The organism is Rhizobium sp. Leaf453, assembly GCF_001425605.1.
In the GTDB taxonomy this organism is placed as follows: Bacteria; Pseudomonadota; Alphaproteobacteria; order Rhizobiales; family Rhizobiaceae; genus Pararhizobium.
On record NZ_LMRG01000012.1, the window covers coordinates 17,525 to 33,441 of the forward strand.

At 60.1% G+C, this 15,917-nt stretch carries 16 protein-coding genes and 1 pseudogene; all 17 read left to right on the forward strand.

Annotated features, from left to right (window positions below; translation table 11 throughout):
• The first annotated feature begins 44 nt into the window (after positions 1-44).
• On the forward strand, positions 45-833 hold the full coding sequence (locus tag ASG68_RS13705; protein WP_062583740.1) for a MetQ/NlpA family ABC transporter substrate-binding protein: 789 nt from the start codon (positions 45-47) through the stop codon (positions 831-833).
• Positions 834-950: 117 nt separating this feature from the next.
• Complete coding sequence (locus ASG68_RS13710; RefSeq protein WP_062583741.1) at positions 951-1,994, forward strand: methionine ABC transporter ATP-binding protein; 1,044 nt, start codon at positions 951-953, stop codon at positions 1,992-1,994.
• A complete protein-coding gene (locus ASG68_RS13715) occupies positions 1,948-2,640 on the forward strand; it encodes a methionine ABC transporter permease (protein WP_062583742.1) in 693 nt (230 codons plus the stop codon). The genes ASG68_RS13710 and ASG68_RS13715 overlap by 47 nt, the downstream gene beginning before the upstream one ends.
• A gap of 23 nt (positions 2,641-2,663) precedes the next feature.
• Complete coding sequence (locus ASG68_RS13720) at positions 2,664-3,704, forward strand: isopenicillin N synthase family dioxygenase (RefSeq protein ID WP_062584022.1); 1,041 nt, start codon at positions 2,664-2,666, stop codon at positions 3,702-3,704.
• A gap of 59 nt (positions 3,705-3,763) precedes the next feature.
• Entirely contained in the window at positions 3,764-4,612 is an 849-nt protein-coding gene (gene cysE / locus ASG68_RS13725) for a serine O-acetyltransferase (protein ID WP_062583743.1), read from the forward strand.
• Positions 4,609-5,934, forward strand: a complete 1,326-nt coding sequence (locus ASG68_RS13730; RefSeq protein WP_062583744.1) for an LLM class flavin-dependent oxidoreductase — start codon at positions 4,609-4,611, stop codon at positions 5,932-5,934. Before cysE ends, ASG68_RS13730 begins: the two co-directional genes overlap by 4 nt.
• Before the next feature lie 191 nt (positions 5,935-6,125).
• Positions 6,126-7,154 carry an ABC transporter substrate-binding protein gene (locus tag ASG68_RS13735; protein ID WP_062583745.1) on the forward strand — a complete coding sequence of 343 codons (1,029 nt, stop codon included), beginning with the start codon at positions 6,126-6,128 and terminating at the stop codon, positions 7,152-7,154.
• Positions 7,155-7,158: 4 nt separating this feature from the next.
• The gene (locus tag ASG68_RS13740; RefSeq protein ID WP_062583746.1) at positions 7,159-8,160 is read left to right on the forward strand and encodes an ABC transporter permease; all 1,002 of its coding nucleotides are present in this window, start codon (positions 7,159-7,161) and stop codon (positions 8,158-8,160) included.
• Entirely contained in the window at positions 8,160-8,951 is a 792-nt protein-coding gene (locus ASG68_RS13745) for an ABC transporter ATP-binding protein (RefSeq protein ID WP_082478425.1), read from the forward strand. The genes ASG68_RS13740 and ASG68_RS13745 overlap by 1 nt, the downstream gene beginning before the upstream one ends.
• A complete protein-coding gene (locus ASG68_RS13750) occupies positions 8,941-9,240 on the forward strand; it encodes a hypothetical protein (protein ID WP_062583748.1) in 300 nt (99 codons plus the stop codon). The genes ASG68_RS13745 and ASG68_RS13750 overlap by 11 nt, the downstream gene beginning before the upstream one ends.
• Positions 9,241-9,267: 27 nt before the next feature.
• Positions 9,268-10,623 carry an O-acetylhomoserine aminocarboxypropyltransferase/cysteine synthase family protein gene (locus ASG68_RS13755; RefSeq protein ID WP_082478426.1) on the forward strand — a complete coding sequence of 452 codons (1,356 nt, stop codon included), beginning with the start codon at positions 9,268-9,270 and terminating at the stop codon, positions 10,621-10,623.
• Between the two features lie 45 nt (positions 10,624-10,668).
• Entirely contained in the window at positions 10,669-11,496 is an 828-nt protein-coding gene (locus tag ASG68_RS13760; protein ID WP_062583749.1) for a transporter substrate-binding domain-containing protein, read from the forward strand.
• A 52-nt stretch (positions 11,497-11,548) separates the two neighbouring features.
• The gene (locus ASG68_RS13765) at positions 11,549-12,340 is read left to right on the forward strand and encodes an amino acid ABC transporter permease (RefSeq protein ID WP_200943294.1); all 792 of its coding nucleotides are present in this window, start codon (positions 11,549-11,551) and stop codon (positions 12,338-12,340) included.
• 40 nt (positions 12,341-12,380) lie between these two features.
• Positions 12,381-13,264: pseudogene (locus tag ASG68_RS13770) on the forward strand (homocysteine S-methyltransferase family protein).
• Between the two features lie 96 nt (positions 13,265-13,360).
• Positions 13,361-14,320 (forward strand): aliphatic sulfonate ABC transporter substrate-binding protein, encoded by a 960-nt coding sequence (locus ASG68_RS13775; protein ID WP_062583751.1) that lies wholly within the window; start codon positions 13,361-13,363, stop codon positions 14,318-14,320.
• 9 nt (positions 14,321-14,329) lie between these two features.
• Complete coding sequence (locus tag ASG68_RS13780) at positions 14,330-15,163, forward strand: ABC transporter permease (protein WP_082478427.1); 834 nt, start codon at positions 14,330-14,332, stop codon at positions 15,161-15,163.
• Position 15,164: 1 nt separating this feature from the next.
• Entirely contained in the window at positions 15,165-15,917 is a 753-nt protein-coding gene (locus ASG68_RS13785) for an ABC transporter ATP-binding protein (RefSeq protein ID WP_062583752.1), read from the forward strand.

Sequence of the window (15,917 nt, forward strand, 5' to 3'; positions counted from 1 at the left end):
AATTCTTCTCGTCTCATCCACTGCATAAATGGGGAAACCAACTGATGAATCGTCGTTCCTTGCTTATCCTGCCGGCATTGGCCCTGTTTTTGGGAACAGTCGCTTCTGCTTCAGCTGAAAAGATCCGCTTCGGCGTCACTGCCGGCCCGCATGCGCAGATCGCCGACGCCATCGTGCCGATCGCCAAGGCCAAGGGCCTCGATATCGAAGTCATCGAGTTTTCCGATGGCGCGCTTATCGACCCGGCCACCAATGATGGCGACCTCGATGCCAACGGCTTCCAGCACACGCCTTATCTCGACCAGCAGAACCGCGACCGTGGCCTGGCGGTTGTCTCGGTCGGCAAGACGGTGCTGCTGCCGATGGCTGGGTATTCGAAGAAATACAAGACACTGACCGAACTGCCCGAAGGGGCTCAGGTGACGATCCCCAACGACCCGAGCAATCTTGGCCGCGCGCTGAAGCTGCTGGAGAAGGGCGGGCTGATCAAGCTCGCTGCCGGCGTCTCTTTCAAGGCGACCGAACTGGATGTCATCGAGAACCCGAAAAACATCAGGCTCATCCCACTCGAAACCGCGCAGTTGCCTCGTTCTCTGGAAGATGTCGATTTCTCCGTCATCACCTCGCATTTCGCCCTCAGCGCCGGTCTCGTGCCGACCCGTGACAGCATCCTCATCGAAGACCAGCTTTCAGATTATCATTGCCTGATCGGTGTTGCCGAGAAGAACAAGGGCGCCCCCTGGGTCAAGACGCTGGTCGAAGCCTATCAGTCGCCGGAGGTGAAGTCGTTCATCGAGGCCAAGTTTGGTGGCAACGTCATCCCGGTCTGGTAAGTCATGACGACGCTTGCTGTTTCACCCGCGCTTCGAACAGACCAGAAAGCGGTGCAGTCTGTGACGGCGGTATCCGTCGCGGCTCGGCGCCAAGTGGTTCGTGTCGAAGACCTGACCATGGTTTATGACGACAAGGCAGGCCCGGTGCTCGACAAGGTCTCGCTTTCCGTCGGCGAAGGAGACATCCACGGCATTATCGGCCGTTCCGGTGCGGGAAAGAGCACGTTGGTCCGTTGCCTCAACCGGCTTGTGGTGCCGACTTCGGGCCGGATCGAAGTCTCCGGCCACGAGATCACCAGCTTGTCGTCGGGTGCCACGCTGCGTGGCGCCCGGCGCGATATCGGCATGATCTTCCAGCATTTCAGCCTCATGTCGTCGCGCACGGCAGCAGGCAATATTGCCCTGCCGCTGGAAATCGCCGGGGTGCCGAAGGAGGAAATCCGCAAGCGTATTCCGACGCTCCTCGATTTGGTCGGCCTTTCCAAGAAGGCCGATGCCTATCCGGTCGAGCTTTCCGGCGGCCAGAAGCAGCGTGTCGGCATTGCCCGTGCGCTGGCGCTCGATCCAAAGGTGCTGCTGTCGGACGAGGCGACGTCCGCGCTTGATCCGGAAACGACCGAACAGATCCTGTCGCTCCTCAAGGATATCAACCGGCGTCTCGGCCTCACCGTCATCCTCATCACCCATGAGATGGACGTGGTGCGTGCCATCGCCAGCCACGTTACGGTTCTGGAGCATGGAAAGGTGGTCGAAAGCGGCGCGACCTTCGATGTCTTCGCCTTCCCGAAATCGCCGTTTGCGCGGTCCTTCCTGTCCTCCATCGTCGCGCACGACCTGCCGCCGCAGGTCGCTGCGCGGCTTCAACCTCAGCCGTCCGGTGACACCGCGCCTGTGTTGCGTATCGTTTTCACAGGGGAAGCCGCAGAAGAGCCGGTCGTTGCCGATCTCGCCGTCAAGTTCGGTATCCGGGCTTCGATCCTGCACGGACGCATCGACTACATCGATGAGCGGCCGCTCGGCGTTCTGAGCCTGCTGCTGCCGGAGGCGGGAGACCGCCTGCCTGCCATTCTCGCCCATCTGTCGTCCCTCGGTCTCCATAGAGAGGTCATCGGCCATGCTGTCCGATCTTCTGCCGCCGGCACTCGTTGCGCTGCTTCTTGATTCGATTCTGCAGACGGCGACGATGGTCGGTGTCGCAGCCCTGTTGTCCACACTCGTCGGGCTGCCGCTCGGCGTCCTGCTGGTTGTCACAAGTAAGGGCCAGTTCCTAGATCGCCCGGCGCTCAACCGCGTCATCGGCACCGTCGTCAACCTGATCCGCTCCACGCCCTTCATCATCCTGATGGTGGCGATCATTCCCTTGACCCGGCTGTTGGCGGGCACGACGGTCGGCACGGCCGCTGCCATCGTGCCGCTGACGATCGCGATCACACCGCTCTACGCCCGGTTGGCCGAGGCGGCGATGCGAGAGGTCGATCAGAGCCTCATCGAGGCCGCGCAGGCCATGGGCGCCACACCGTTGCAGATCATCCTGAAGGTGCTGCTGCCCGAAGCTCTGCCCGGCATTCTGGCGGGGCAGACCGTCACGCTGGTCAGCCTCGTCGGCTATTCGGCCATGGCTGGAACGGTGGGCGGCGGAGGGTTGGGCGATCTCGGTATCCGCTTCGGTTATCAGCGCTTCATGCCCGAGGTGATGGTCGCCGTCGTCATTGTGCTCGTTGTCATCGTCCAGTCGATCCAGATGGCCGGAGACTGGGCGGCGCGCACCGTCAATCATCGCGTTGCGCGCAGCCGCGACAGAGCCTGAATTTTCCTGCGAGGAGTATGAACATGACCATCCACACCAAGCCGACCCATCTGCCAACGATCGATTTTTCGCGTTTCTACGGCAGCCCGGCCGAGCGCGAGGCTTTCATCAAGGAGTTGACGCGCGTCCTGCATGATCACGGCTTTTTCTACCTGACCGGCCATGGAGTGCCGCAGAGCCTGATCGATGACGTGATCGCCATCTCCAAGCGCTTCTTTGCGCTGCCGGAGGAGGACAAGCTCTCGATCGAAATGGTGAAGTCGCCGCATTTCCGCGGCTATAACCGCGCCGGATATGAGCGCACCCGTGGCGAGCAGGATTGGCGCGAGCAGCTGGACGTCAACACCGAGGGCGAACCGGTCGAGGCTGGAACCGATACGCCGTGGAACCGGCTCTACGGTCCGAACCAGTGGCCGGAAGCTCTGCCGGAGCTGCGTCCGTTGCTGCTGCGTTATCAGGCCGAAGTCACCCGTATCGGCATCGACGTGCTGAAGGCGATCGCGCTCTCGCTCGGCCAGCAGGAAAACGCCTTTGCGGATATCTATGAACCGTCGCCGTCGCAACTCCTGAAGATCATCCGCTATCCCGGCCGTGATGCTGCCGGCAGCGATCAGGGTGTGGGTGCTCACAAGGATGGCGGCTTCGTCACCGTGCTCCTGCAGGATACGACGCCGGGCCTTCGCATCCGCACGGAAGAGGGTGTGTGGATCGAAGCCCCGCCGGTTCCCGGCACCTTCGTCATCAACTGCGGCGAGCTTCTGGAATTGGCGACCAACGGGTTCGTGAAGGCCGACGTGCATGATGTTGTCACGCCGCCGAGCGGCACGGAGCGTTTCTCCGTCGCTTTCTTTCTCGGCGCCCGCTACGACGCGACTATCCCGGTCATTCCGCTGCCAGAGGAACTGAAGCGGCGCGAACGTGGGGTGACGGTCGATCCGTTCAACCCGATCTTCCGTGAGGTTGGCATCAACCACCTGAAGAGCCGCCTGCGCTCACACCCGGATGTGGCGGCTGAACATCATCGGGATCTGCTGCACCTGCTGGAAAAGCCAGCCAAGGCATGAGGTTTTCCACCGCCTTTTCACGGGTCGGCGGGCTTACACGGTTTTTGGAGGGTACCCGGATGTCAGTTCAGGAAAGCAATGTCGTCACTCTTCCCGTCGAGGATGCCTCTCGTCGCGAGGTGGCGGTTCTCTGGGAAACCTTGCGGGAGGAAGCCAACACAGTACTGCATCGCGATCCGGCGCTTGCACGCGTAATGAACTCGGCCGTTCTTATGCATGCAGGGTTCGGGCACGCCCTGTCGCACCGTCTGTCGATCAAGCTGGCCGATCATGACGTCGATCGCGACGAACTGTTGGCCCTGATTTTCGGGGCCTATACCGACAAGCCAGGTCTTCTCGGCGCTGCTGCGGCCGATCTTGCCGCCGTGAAGGATCGCGATCCCAGCAACACTGAAGTGCTGACACCCTTTCTCTATTTCAAGGGCTTTTCTGCCTTGCAAGGCTATCGTGTTGCTCATTGGCTTTGGACGATAGGCCGACAGCATCTGGCTCGTCATGTGCAGAGCCGCATTTCCGAGGTTTTCGCCATCGATATCCATCCAGCCGCGGTGATGGGACGTGGCATTATGCTCGATCATGGCGGTGGCCTCGTTATCGGCGAGACAGCGGTGGTGGACGACGAAGTCTCCATCCTCCAGAACGTCACCCTAGGCGGAACCGGCAAGGAAACGGGAGATCGCCACCCGAAAATTCGCCGTGGTGTATTGATTGGAGCCGGCGCAAAAATTATTGGAAATATCGAGGTCGGCGTTGGTGCGAAGGTTGGTGCCGGCAGTGTGGTGGTTTCGCCGGTTGCGCCCTATACTTCCGTCGTCGGCATTCCGGCCCGACCTGTCGGGCGGCCCCACAAGGCTTTGCCCGGCGTGACCATGGATCAGGCGTTGAGCGAGCCGGAATACACGATATGAGCGATACGAGGAAACTGCATCTCGGTGCCTTCATGCGGCCCGTCAGCCTGCATACCGGCGCCTGGCGTTATCCGGGTGCCTATCCGGATGCCAATTTCAATTTCGCGCATCTGAAGTCCTTCGCGCAGAAGCTCGAGGCAGCGAAGTTCGACGCATTCTTCATGGCGGATCATCTTGCCGTCCTCAACATGCCCATCGAGGCGCTGCGCCGCAGCCACACGGTCACGTCCTTCGAGCCCTTTACACTGCTTTCGGCACTCGCTTCGGTAACCGACCGGATTGGTCTCGTGGCCACCGCCTCGACGACCTTTGACCAACCGTACCACATTGCCCGCCGTTTCGCCTCGCTCGACCATATCAGCGGCGGACGGGCAGGCTGGAATATCGTCACCACGGCAAACCCCGACGCTGCCCTGAACTTCGGGCTTGATGACATGGTAGAGCATGACGAGCGCTATTCGCGTGCACGGGAATTCTTCGATGTCGTGACCGGGCTTTGGGACAGTTTTGCCGATGATGCGTTCATTCGCGACGTTGAAAGCGGCATCTTTTTCGATCCTGCCCGAATGCATGTCCTTGATCACAACGGGCCGGGGCTTAAAGTGCGCGGACCTCTCAATATCGCCCGTCCGCCGCAGGGTTGGCCGGTGATCGTGCAGGCGGGCCAGTCCGAGGCAGGCCGGCAGCTTGCCGCGGAAACCGCCGAAGTTGTCTTCTGTTCGCCCCGCGATCTCGCCGCAGGCAAGGCACTTTATGCCGATATCAAGGGGCGTCTCGAGGCTCAAGGGCGAACACGGGACAGCCTGAAGATCCTGCCCGCGGCTTTTGTCGTCGTCGGTGACACCGTCGAAGAGGCGCGACAGAAGCGCCTGAAACTCGATAGTCTTGTTCACTACGATAGCGCCATCGCGTCTCTTTCTATCGCACTTGGACATGATGCCGCCGGCTTCGATCCTGATGGACCGCTGCCGCCGATCCCGGAGACCAATGCCAGCAAGACAGGCCGTGCCCAAGTTTTAAAGCTTGCGGAAGAGGAAGGGCTGACCGTCCGGCAATTGGCGCAGCGCTATGGCGGTTATGCCGGTCTGGCCTTCGTTGGAACGGTCGGGACAATCGCGGACGAAATGGAAACCTGGCTTGGACAGGAGGGTTCCGATGGCTTCAACATCGTCTTCCCTTATCTTCCCGATGGTCTCGATGATGTCACCGGCAAACTTGCGCCTGAGCTTCAGCGCCGCGGACTGTTCCGGAGTGACTACGAAGGCGGTACTTTGCGCGAGCATCTTGGGCTCGCACGTCCGGCAAACGCGTTCTTCTCCTGACCGCGTTATCCACACGGCAATGGTGCATTGCTGTACCTCCGTTTTCTAGCGTCAGATTGGAGCAGATATCGCTTTTATTGGACCTCGAGAATGAAACAATATTTCCCAATATCAGGTCTAAATAATCCATAAAATCTATATATTATATATTTTACTGTTATTCTGGTGTCCTCATCATGTGAGGGGACCCTATGAGTGACATTCCGCAAAACATCCGAGGCATTTCACGCCGCGGGCTCGTCAAGGCTGCAGGCCTGACCGCTGCTGCTGCCACCGTCGGCATCATCGGCGCGCGCTCGACGCGCTATGCCATTGCCGGCAATCTTATTCCCATCAAACTCGAATGGACCGAAGTTGCAGCCTGCCATTCGCCCGTCGGCTTCGGTCTAGCCAAGGGAATTTACGCCAAGCATGGCCTCGACGTCGAGCTTTTCTATCAGGGTGCTAGTGGCCAGACGCTGATCCAGGCGCTGGCAACCCGCAAGGCGGAAGCTGGTCCCGGCCTGCTCTATGATTGGCTGAAGCCCATTGAGCAGGGGTTTGATGTGCGGCTCTTCGCCGGTTCGCATGGTGGCTGCCAGCGCGTGCTGGTCAAGCCGGATTCCGGCATCAAGACGTTGACCGACCTGAAGGGCAAGACGATCGGCACTTTCGACGTCATGTCTCCATCGCGCGTCGCCTTCTCCGTTGCGCTGGCCAAGGCTGGGCTCAATCCGGAAACCGATGTCACCTGGAAAGTCTTCCCCTTCGACCTCGTGGCGGAAGGCGTGCTGAAGGGCGAGGCTGATGCCGTCGCCCATATGGACCCCTGGGCCTATTCCTATGAAAAGAAGCACGGCTTCACCCGCATAGCCGATACCCAGACCGGCACTTTCCAGGATCGCGTCTGCTGCGTGCTCGGCGTCAATGGCGACTATTACGAGGCCAACAAGGATGCGATCCGTCGCGTTGCGGCTGCCAATCTGGAAATCCACCAGCACACGGCCAGGCATCCGGATGAAGTGGCCAAGTGGTATTTCGATACGCTGAAGCCGGGCCTTTCGCTGGAAGACCTGACGGAAGTTCTGGCCTCCTTCACCTATCACGAGCACTGGTTTGGCAAGGAACTGCTGAAGGAAGTGCAGATCGGTTACGAGGATTTGAAGCTCACGGGCGTCATCGATGCCTCCACCGATCCGGAGGAAATCGCCAACCGCATCACAATCGATATCTTCGCGTGATGCCATGAGCGCTGCTGTCGAGGAAAGTTTCGGTGGGGCAGGGCGTCAAGCGCTCGCTTCGCCTTTCACTGGGATCTGGCGAAACGGGCTGCTTGCCGCCGGTACTTGGGCCTTTGCAGCGGCGCTCACCTATGGCCTGCCCGATGTCATCAGCTGGGGCGCGACAAATCTCTTCGCGCTCCTGACCCTGATTGGCGCCGGCATCTTCCTGCTCCTGTCGGTCTCCGTACATCGGCTCGGCAAGGCGGGGCAGACGCTGGTGCATTATGGTCCCTGGCTCATCGTCATCGGGCTCTGGTTCGCGGTCTGGGAAGTGGTGACGGCGAAACTCGGCTGGTTGCCGAAGCCATTCTTCTCGCCGCCGCAGGGCCTGTTGCATGTCTATGTGACGGATTGGGACAGGCTGCTCATTTGCGTTGCCTATACCGGGCGGCTTTGGGCGCTCGGTTTTTTCTCCGGTGTGGCCGTCGGTTTTACTGCCGGTGTCGCGCTCGGCTGGTCAAAGCGCTTCGCCTATTGGGGTATGCCGCTCCTGAAGCTCATCGGCCCGGTTCCGGCCAGCGCCTGGATACCCTGCACCTTCTTCATCTTCCCCTCGACCTTTCACGCTTCAATCTTCCTTGTGGCACTCGCATCAGGCATCCCCGTCGCGATCCTGACGGCGGCCGGCGTCGGTCAGGTCAACCGCTCCTATTATGACGTTGCCCGCACGCTCGGCGCCGACAATCGCTTCCTGATCTTCAAGGTGGCGATCCCGGCTTCGCTGCCGAACGTCTTCGTCGGAATTTTCATGGGGCTCTACTACTCTTTCGCTGTGCTCGTCGTGGCCGAAATGCTCGGCGCCAAGTTCGGCCTTGGCTGGTACCTCCAGTTCAACACCGCCTATTCCGCCTACGCCAATGTCTATGCGGCATTGATCATCATGGCGCTGATCTGCGCAGGTCTCGTGCGCTTGCTGTTCATCGCCCGTGACCGGCTGCTCGGCTGGCAGAAGGGAATTCTCTGATGGCGCTCGCCCTCTCTCAAGACGCACCCGCCAGCCGCAGCATCGCCATTGATGTCAAGAAGGTCTCGCATCGCTACGGGGGTGACGGCAAAGAGCTGCAGGTTCTGGATGACATCAGCCTCAGGATCGAACCCGGCGAGTTCGTCGCGCTGCTCGGCCCTTCCGGTTGCGGCAAGTCGACGCTTCTGCGGCTCGCCGCAGGGCTTGAAACGGCAACATCGGGTGATGTTCTGGAGGATGGACGCCCTATCCGCGCGCCCAATCCGGATCGGATCCTCGTTTTTCAGGAAGCGACGCTTTTTCCATGGCGCACGGTGCGGGCGAATGTTGCCACGGGCCTCGAGGCGCGCGGTCTGATCCGCGAGCGCGAGCACCATATCGATGAAGTCTTGAAGCTCGTGAAGCTGGAGGGCTTTGCCGATTTCTATCCGCACCAGCTTTCGGGTGGCATGGCGCAGCGCGCGGCGCTGGCCCGCGCTCTGGTCAACGACCCGAAGCTGCTGTTGCTGGATGAACCCTTCGGTAAGCTCGACTCCCTGACGCGGCTCAGGATGCAGAACGAGCTTCTGGACCTGTGGAAAAGCGCCGCATTCACGGCCCTTCTCGTCACCCATGATGTCGAGGAGGCGCTACTGCTGGCCGATCGCGTCATCGTGTTCTCCGATCGCCCGGCCTCGATCGTTGCGGAAGTGCGCGTCGAGCGGCCGCATCCGCGCCGTCGCGACGATGCGGAGCTGGTGGCGTTGCGCGGTTCGCTCCTGGAGACGTTGGGGATTTCCCATGACGTTTAACGGTTTCAGAACAGATCATGTCGTTGCCTTTGCCGGAGGATTCGTCGCGCTCGCGGCCCTTGGCTGGTGGTGGCTGATCTTCGGCAAGGTGGTCGAGAACGATTATCTCTCCCTTGGTCAGGCCGTAACCTGCATTGCGGGCGCAACCGACCTTTGCGCACTCGCCCAGGCGCTCTGCACCAACGACCATCTCTACGGCATCCGCTGGTATGCGCCCGAGGCCTTCTGGGCCGGGACCGCTGTGTTGGCGGTCGGCATGTTTCTCGCAGTTCGCCCACGTCAGGCCTGACACCACCCATTCAACAGGAGGAATTCCATGACCATTCATCAGTCTCCCGAGATCGTCGAGCAGCCAGCGGTTCCGAATGGTGCGCCGGCCTTCAAAAGCCGTCATCCGGAAACCATCGCGCTGCATGGCGGCAGCTTCCGCTTCGATCCCACGACCGGTGCAGTCGCCGTGCCGATCTACCAGACCTCGTCCTTCCAGCTGCCAGGCACCGACGGCGCCGACAAGCTTTTCGCGCTGGAAGCAGCAGGGCATCTGTACACTCGCGTTTCCAACCCGACGCAGGACGCCTTCGAGCAACGGCTCGCCGAGCTTGAGGGCGGGGCTGCAGCGCTCGCTCTCGGTTCCGGTCAGGCGGCATCCGCCTATGCGATCCTCAATGTCGCCCGCAGTGGCGACAACATCGTCAGCGCCGCCGGTCTTTATGGCGGCACTTGGGCGCTGTTTGCTGCGACGCTGAAAAGCTTCGGCATCGAGACGCGTTTCGTCGATGCTTCGGACCCTGAGGCTTTCGCACGGGCAACCGACGATCGAACCCGCGCCTACTATGCGGAATCCCTTCCCAATCCGAAACTCGAGGTCTTCCCGATTGCCGAGGTTGCCGCCATCGGACGAAAGCTCGGTATTCCGCTGATTGTGGATAATACGGCGGCACCGCTGATCATCCGCCCGCTGGAGCATGGCGCCGCCGTCGTCGTCTATTCGACCACCAAATATATCGGCGGCCATGGCACCTCCATCGGTGGCGCTATTGTCGATAGCGGCACCTTCCCCTGGGCCGAGCACGCTGCGCGCCAGCCGAACCTCAACGAACCCGATCCGAGCTATCAGGGCAAGACCTGGATCGAGAAGGCTGATACTATCGCCTTCCACCCCTACATCCTGCGCGCCCGCGCCGTGCTGCTGCGCGATCTCGGTGCCGCCATCAGCCCGCAGAATGCCTTCCAGTTCATTCAGGGGCTGGAAACGCTTCCGCTGCGCTTGCGCCAGCACAACGAAAATGCCGTCAAGGTCGCCGATTATCTGAAAGGCAATGCCAAGGTCCAGCGGGTGATCTTCCCGAAGTTTCAGGATGGGCAGGCGAAGGCTCGGGCGGACAAGTATTTCAAGCCCGACCATTTCGGGGCGCTCGTCGGCTTCGAGCTGAAGGGCGGGCGTGAATCCGGGCGTCGTTTCATCGACAATCTGCAGCTCTTCTATCACCTCGCCAATATCGGCGATGCCCGCTCACTGGCGATCCATCCTTCCACCACCACCCACTCGCAGCTCTCGATCGAAGACCAGCTCGCGACCGGCGTCACCCCCGGCTATGTGCGTTTGTCGATCGGTCTGGAGCATCCCGATGATCTGATTGCCGATCTCGACCGCGCCATCGCGCTGGCCTGACGACGGCACGATCCATCAGAAATTCAAGTATTATCAAAGGCTAACATGTCAAAGTCTCTCCAATACACTCTCGCAACCCTGATCTCGCTTGCGGCTCTCGCGTCCCAGGCTGAAGCCGGTGAAGTTTTTGATCGGGTCAAGGAAAAGGGGGAAGTCGTCAACGCGCTCGTCAATGACTATCCGCCCTTCGCCTTTATCAACGACAAGAACGAACTAGACGGGTTCGATGTCGATGTCGCCAAGGCCTTTGCAGAAAAGCTGGGCGTCAAGCTGAAGCTTGAAACGCCCGGCTGGGAAACCATCATCGGCGGCCGTTGGGCCGGGCGCTGGGATATCGCCATCACCTCGTCCACGCCGACGGAAGAGCGTGCCAAGGTCGTGAATTTCCCGGTGAATTATTACAGCGTTCCCGCTGTTCTCGTGGTCAACAAGGACGAGCAGGCGATCAAGTCGGTGGCCGATATCACCGGCAAGAAGGTGGGTGTCGGCACCGGCTCGTCCTATGAAGCCTATGTCAGCCGGAAGTTCTCCATTCCCGGCCAGCCGGCCATCTCCTTTTCGTTCGGAGAGGTTCAGGTCGTGCCGAATGACGAAACGGTCAACTTCCAGAACCTTGCGCTCGGGCCGGGCGTGCGGCTGGACGCGATCGTCGCGTCGCTGGGAACGGCGCAGGGGCAGATCGATGCCACCGGCAAGCTGAAGCTCGCCGGCGAGCCACTCTTTGCCGAGCCCAATGCCGTTGTCACCGACAAGGGTGATGCGGAATGGGATGCGGAAGTGAAGCGCATCATTACCGCCCTGAAGGATGATGGCACGCTCGCAAAGATTTCCGAGAAGTGGTTCAAGGTCGATATTACCAAATATGCCTTCTGATATTGCTCTTCCGGCGACGGAGAGAAGCGACAAAGCCCGTCCGCGGTTTTCCGTGGCCGGGCCTTCCGGCTTTCGCCTGCGCGTCCAACTGATCTGGCTGGGGCTCTTCGTTCTTCTCGTCAGCCTTCTCTACAATCTGGGTCTCGATTTCGGTCTGATCGGCGAAAAGCTGCCCTTCATGCTCGGCCTCCGATTGTCGCCCGACGGCTTTGTGCAGGGCGTTGTGCTCACCATTCTGATCACCGTGATCTCGATGATCGTCTCGCTCTTTGTCGCCGTGCTGACGGCGCTCGGACGGCTGTCATCGAACGCGCTGGCCTTCGGCGTGGCGACCTTTTACGCGTCCTTCTTCCGCGGCACGCCGCTTCTGGTGCAGGTGCTGATCATCTATCTGGCCCTGCCGCAGTTCGGCATCGTGCTGTCGGGCTTTTCTTCCGGCATTCTGGCGTTGTCGCTGAACTACGGCGCCTATCTTGCGGAAACGATCCGGGCAGGCATTCTTTCGGTACCGCGCGGGCAGGCTGAAGCCGCCAAGGCGCTCGGACTCGGACGCGGCGTGATCGCGTTCAAAGTCATCGCGCCGCAGGCGATGCGGATCATCATCCCGCCGGCGGGTGGACATTTCATCTCGATGCTGAAGGATTCCTCGCTCGTCTCGATCATGGGACTGTGGGAACTGAATTTCCTCGCCCAGTCCTATGGGCGATCAACCTATCACTACATGGAAATGCTGCTGACGGCGGCAGCGATTTATTGGTTTCTGTCGATCGGGCTCGAACTCGCTCAAAATCGGCTGGAACAGCGTTTTGGCCGCGGCTTCACTGCCGATCGGCAAGGAGGATAGCATGACAATCACCCCGAGTTTCACCATTCTCGATGGCGGTATGGGCCGGCTGCTCGAACGACTTGGTGCGCCTTTCCGGTTGCCGGAATGGTCGGCCCTGTCGCTGATCGAGGCGCCGGACTATGTGACCCGCGCCCATCAGGCCTATGTCGACAGCGGTGCGATATCATCACGACGAACTCCTATGGTCTTGTGCCGCATATGCTTGGCGAGGAGCGCTTTACCCGCGACGGTCGAGTTCTGGCCGACAGGGCAGGGCGTCTCGCCCGTGAAGTCGTGGATGGTGCAGGCCGCCGCGTTCTCGTCGCGGGGTCGCTGCCACCGCCGTTCGAAAGCTATCGGCCGGAGCGTTTCCAGGCGGATGACGCCCCCCGCATTCTCGAAACCCTCGTGGCCGGTCTTGGTCCGCATGTTGATTTCTGGTTGATTGAAACCCAGAGTTCGACGGTGGAGGCGCTGACGGCTCTGGAGACGGCGAAGGACAGCGGCAAGCCGATCTATGTTTCCTATACGCTGAAGGATGAAGACGGTCGTACCGGACCGCCCGAACTGCGATCGGGCGAGCGTGTCGAAGACGCGGTCAGGAAAACGCTGGAGGCAGGCGCAACCGGCATTTTCTTCAATTGCAGCCAGCCCGAAGTGATGAGCGACGCGGTGCGAGCCGCGCGGCAGGTGGTAGATGAAGCCGGTTCTTCAGCGGTGATCGGCGTTTATGCCAATGCTTTTGCGCCGGAGCCACCGTCGGATACGCCCTATGCCGGCATTTCGGACATTCGCGCGGATCTTGATCCTGAAAATTACCTGAAGTGGATTGACCTCTGGCGTTTGCAGGGCGCGTCCGTTGTGGGTGGCTGCTGCGGGATTGGCCCGGAACATATTCAGGCGATTGCACAACGGCGCTCAGCTCAAGGGATTGCGACGTAATTTTCTACTATTTCAACAAAAATAGTAGATTATTTCTCAGCAACGTGGCCTGCTCTCGTTACCTTTCTCCCACAATTTCTATTGAGGGAGACAATGATGAGCACTGTTCGCAGTTTGGTCTTTGGCGTCGCGGTCGCACTCGGTTTTGGCCTGAATGCGCAGGCCGCTGACCTTTCAGAAATCCGCATCGACTGGGCAACCTACAATCCGGTCAGTGTCCTTTTGAAAAAGGAAGGCCTTCTCGAAAAGGAGTTCGAGAAGGATGGCATCAAGGTAACTTGGGTGCAGTCGGCTGGCTCCAACAAGGCGCTTGAGTTTCTGAACTCAGAGTCGATCGATTTTGGCTCCACGGCAGGTGCGGCCGCGCTGATCGCGCGCGTCAACGGCAATCCGGTGAAATCCATCTACGTCTATTCGCGCCCGGAATGGACCGCGCTCGTGACGCGGCCGGATACAGGCATAACCAAGGTGGAGGACCTGAAGGGTAAGAAGATTGCGGTCACGCGCGGTACTGATCCCCATATCTTCCTGACCCGTGCTCTGGCCGATGCCGGGCTCACCGACAAGGATGTAAGCCTGGTGCTATTGCAGCATGCCGACGGCAAACTTGCCCTGCTGCGTGGCGACGTGGATGCCTGGGCAGGTCTTGATCCGCTGATGGCCTCTGCGGAACTCGAAGGCGGCGCCAAACTCTTTCATCGCAAGCCGGAGAACAACACGTGGGGTGTACTGAACACCACCGAAACCTTTGCCAACGAGCACCCTGATATCGTCAACCGCGTGATCGCGACCTATGAGGTCGCGCGTGCGGAAGCGATCAAGGATCCGGCTGCCCTGAAGGTGGCGTTGGTCGAAGCGGCGAAGCTTCCTGAACCGGTAATCGAAAAACAGCTGGAGCGGACCGATCTCACCCAGCCAGCGATTGGTGAGAAGCAGAAGGGGACCATCCTTGCGGCTGGCCTCGCGCTGCAGCAGGCGGGCGTTTTGCCGGCCGATATCGATGTCGAGAAGACCGTGTCGGAGCTGATCGACACGCGCTTTGCGATTACGCAATAAGGACAGGCCATGACTGAGGTGGTGGAAGAGAGGCTTGCGCTGCTGCAAAGCCACCCCGTCAAAGCGAAGCAATCCTGGCCTCTGGCCAGGATTGTGCTTTCGGTGGTCTTTCCGGTGGGAATTCTTTTGATCTGGGAAGTCGCCGCTTATGGCGGGCTGTTCAACAGCCGTCTGCTTCCTCCGCCTTCCCGTATTCTTGAAACCCTTGCCGGACTTGCCGCCTCAGGCGAGCTTGCCCTCCATATCTGGGCAACAACACTGCGCGTTGCCTTGGGGTTTGTCTTCGGCGCAGTTGCCGCAACCGTGATCGGTGCGATCGTCGGTTACTTTGCAACCATACGCCGGCTGGTCGATCCGACCTTGCAGGCGCTTCGCGCGATCCCATCCATCGCCTGGGTTCCGCTTTTCATTCTCTGGTTCGGTATTTTCGAGACCTCCAAGGTGGTGCTGATTGCCGTCGGAGTGTTTTTCCCGGTCTATCTCGGTGTCGTTGGCGCCCTTCTTTCCGTCGACCGGAAGATCGTTGAAGTCGGGCGCATTTTCCGTCTTTCGGGTTTCGATCTGGTGCGTCGTATTCTGCTGCCGGCGGTCCTGCCGACATTCATTATTTCCCTGCGCGCCGGCCTCGGTCTCGGCTGGATGTTCGTCGTCGCCGCCGAATTCATGGGGGCCTCGGAGGGGCTCGGCTATCTGCTTGTCGATGGTCAGCAACTGGGCAAGCCCGATCAGGTCATGGCGGCTATTCTGGTTTTTGCCATTGTCGGGAAACTGACGGACAGCCTGCTTGTCGCTGCCACAACGCCATTCCTGCACTGGCAGGACAATTTCCGGCGGGAGGCGTGACGTGCTGGAGATCCGGAACCTCACCAAGATTTACCCGAATGGCCAGCATGCCCTGGACCGTTTTTCGCTCTCACTGCCGCGTGGCGAAATCACCGCCGTCATCGGAGGCTCGGGTTGTGGCAAAAGCACCTTGCTGCGGCTGGTCAGTGGCTTGGAAACTCCAACCCAGGGTTCCGTCGTCATCGATGGCCAGATGATCGACAAGCCGCACCCGCTGGTCAACCTCATCTTCCAGGAGCCACGGCTTCTGCCCTGGCTAACGGTTGCCGACAATATCGGTTTCGGTCTTGCGGATCTGGATCGTCAAAAAAGGGATGAGATCGTATCGCATGGTCTCGAGAGGATCGGGCTTTCGGGATACGGCCATCGCTGGCCAAAGGAGCTTTCCGGCGGGCAGGCGCAACGTGTCGCAATCGCGCGTGCACTGGCAACCAGCCCTGAAGTGCTTCTGCTGGACGAGCCGTTTTCGGCTCTTGACGCCTTTACGCGCGCCGACCTGCAGGAGCATCTTCTTAACATCTGGACCGCATCGAGACCGACGATGATCATCGTCACCCATGATATCGACGAAGCGCTTTTCCTGGCGCGGCGGATCGTTGTCATGCAGCCTTCGCCGGGCAGGATTCTCGATGTGATCGATGTTGATCTTGCCGAGCGCCCCGACCGATATAGCGAAGCCTTCGCGAACGCTCGGAAAAATCTGCTTCAGCTTCTTCATCATTCGTTGCGGAGGACGATGGCTGTGAAGGCTTGA

Coding starts and splice junctions, on each gene's coding strand:
- ASG68_RS13705 (WP_062583740.1), top strand. CDS start 45: ATGAATCGTCGTTCCTTGCTTATCCTGCCGGCATTGGCCCTGTTTTTG.
- ASG68_RS13710 (WP_062583741.1), top strand. CDS start 951: ATGGTTTATGACGACAAGGCAGGCCCGGTGCTCGACAAGGTCTCGCTT.
- ASG68_RS13715 (WP_062583742.1), top strand. CDS start 1,948: ATGCTGTCCGATCTTCTGCCGCCGGCACTCGTTGCGCTGCTTCTTGAT.
- ASG68_RS13720 (WP_062584022.1), top strand. CDS start 2,664: ATGACCATCCACACCAAGCCGACCCATCTGCCAACGATCGATTTTTCG.
- cysE (WP_062583743.1), top strand. CDS start 3,764: ATGTCAGTTCAGGAAAGCAATGTCGTCACTCTTCCCGTCGAGGATGCC.
- ASG68_RS13730 (WP_062583744.1), top strand. CDS start 4,609: ATGAGCGATACGAGGAAACTGCATCTCGGTGCCTTCATGCGGCCCGTC.
- ASG68_RS13735 (WP_062583745.1), top strand. CDS start 6,126: ATGAGTGACATTCCGCAAAACATCCGAGGCATTTCACGCCGCGGGCTC.
- ASG68_RS13740 (WP_062583746.1), top strand. CDS start 7,159: ATGAGCGCTGCTGTCGAGGAAAGTTTCGGTGGGGCAGGGCGTCAAGCG.
- ASG68_RS13745 (WP_082478425.1), top strand. CDS start 8,160: ATGGCGCTCGCCCTCTCTCAAGACGCACCCGCCAGCCGCAGCATCGCC.
- ASG68_RS13750 (WP_062583748.1), top strand. CDS start 8,941: ATGACGTTTAACGGTTTCAGAACAGATCATGTCGTTGCCTTTGCCGGA.
- ASG68_RS13755 (WP_082478426.1), top strand. CDS start 9,268: ATGACCATTCATCAGTCTCCCGAGATCGTCGAGCAGCCAGCGGTTCCG.
- ASG68_RS13760 (WP_062583749.1), top strand. CDS start 10,669: ATGTCAAAGTCTCTCCAATACACTCTCGCAACCCTGATCTCGCTTGCG.
- ASG68_RS13775 (WP_062583751.1), top strand. CDS start 13,361: ATGAGCACTGTTCGCAGTTTGGTCTTTGGCGTCGCGGTCGCACTCGGT.
- ASG68_RS13780 (WP_082478427.1), top strand. CDS start 14,330: ATGACTGAGGTGGTGGAAGAGAGGCTTGCGCTGCTGCAAAGCCACCCC.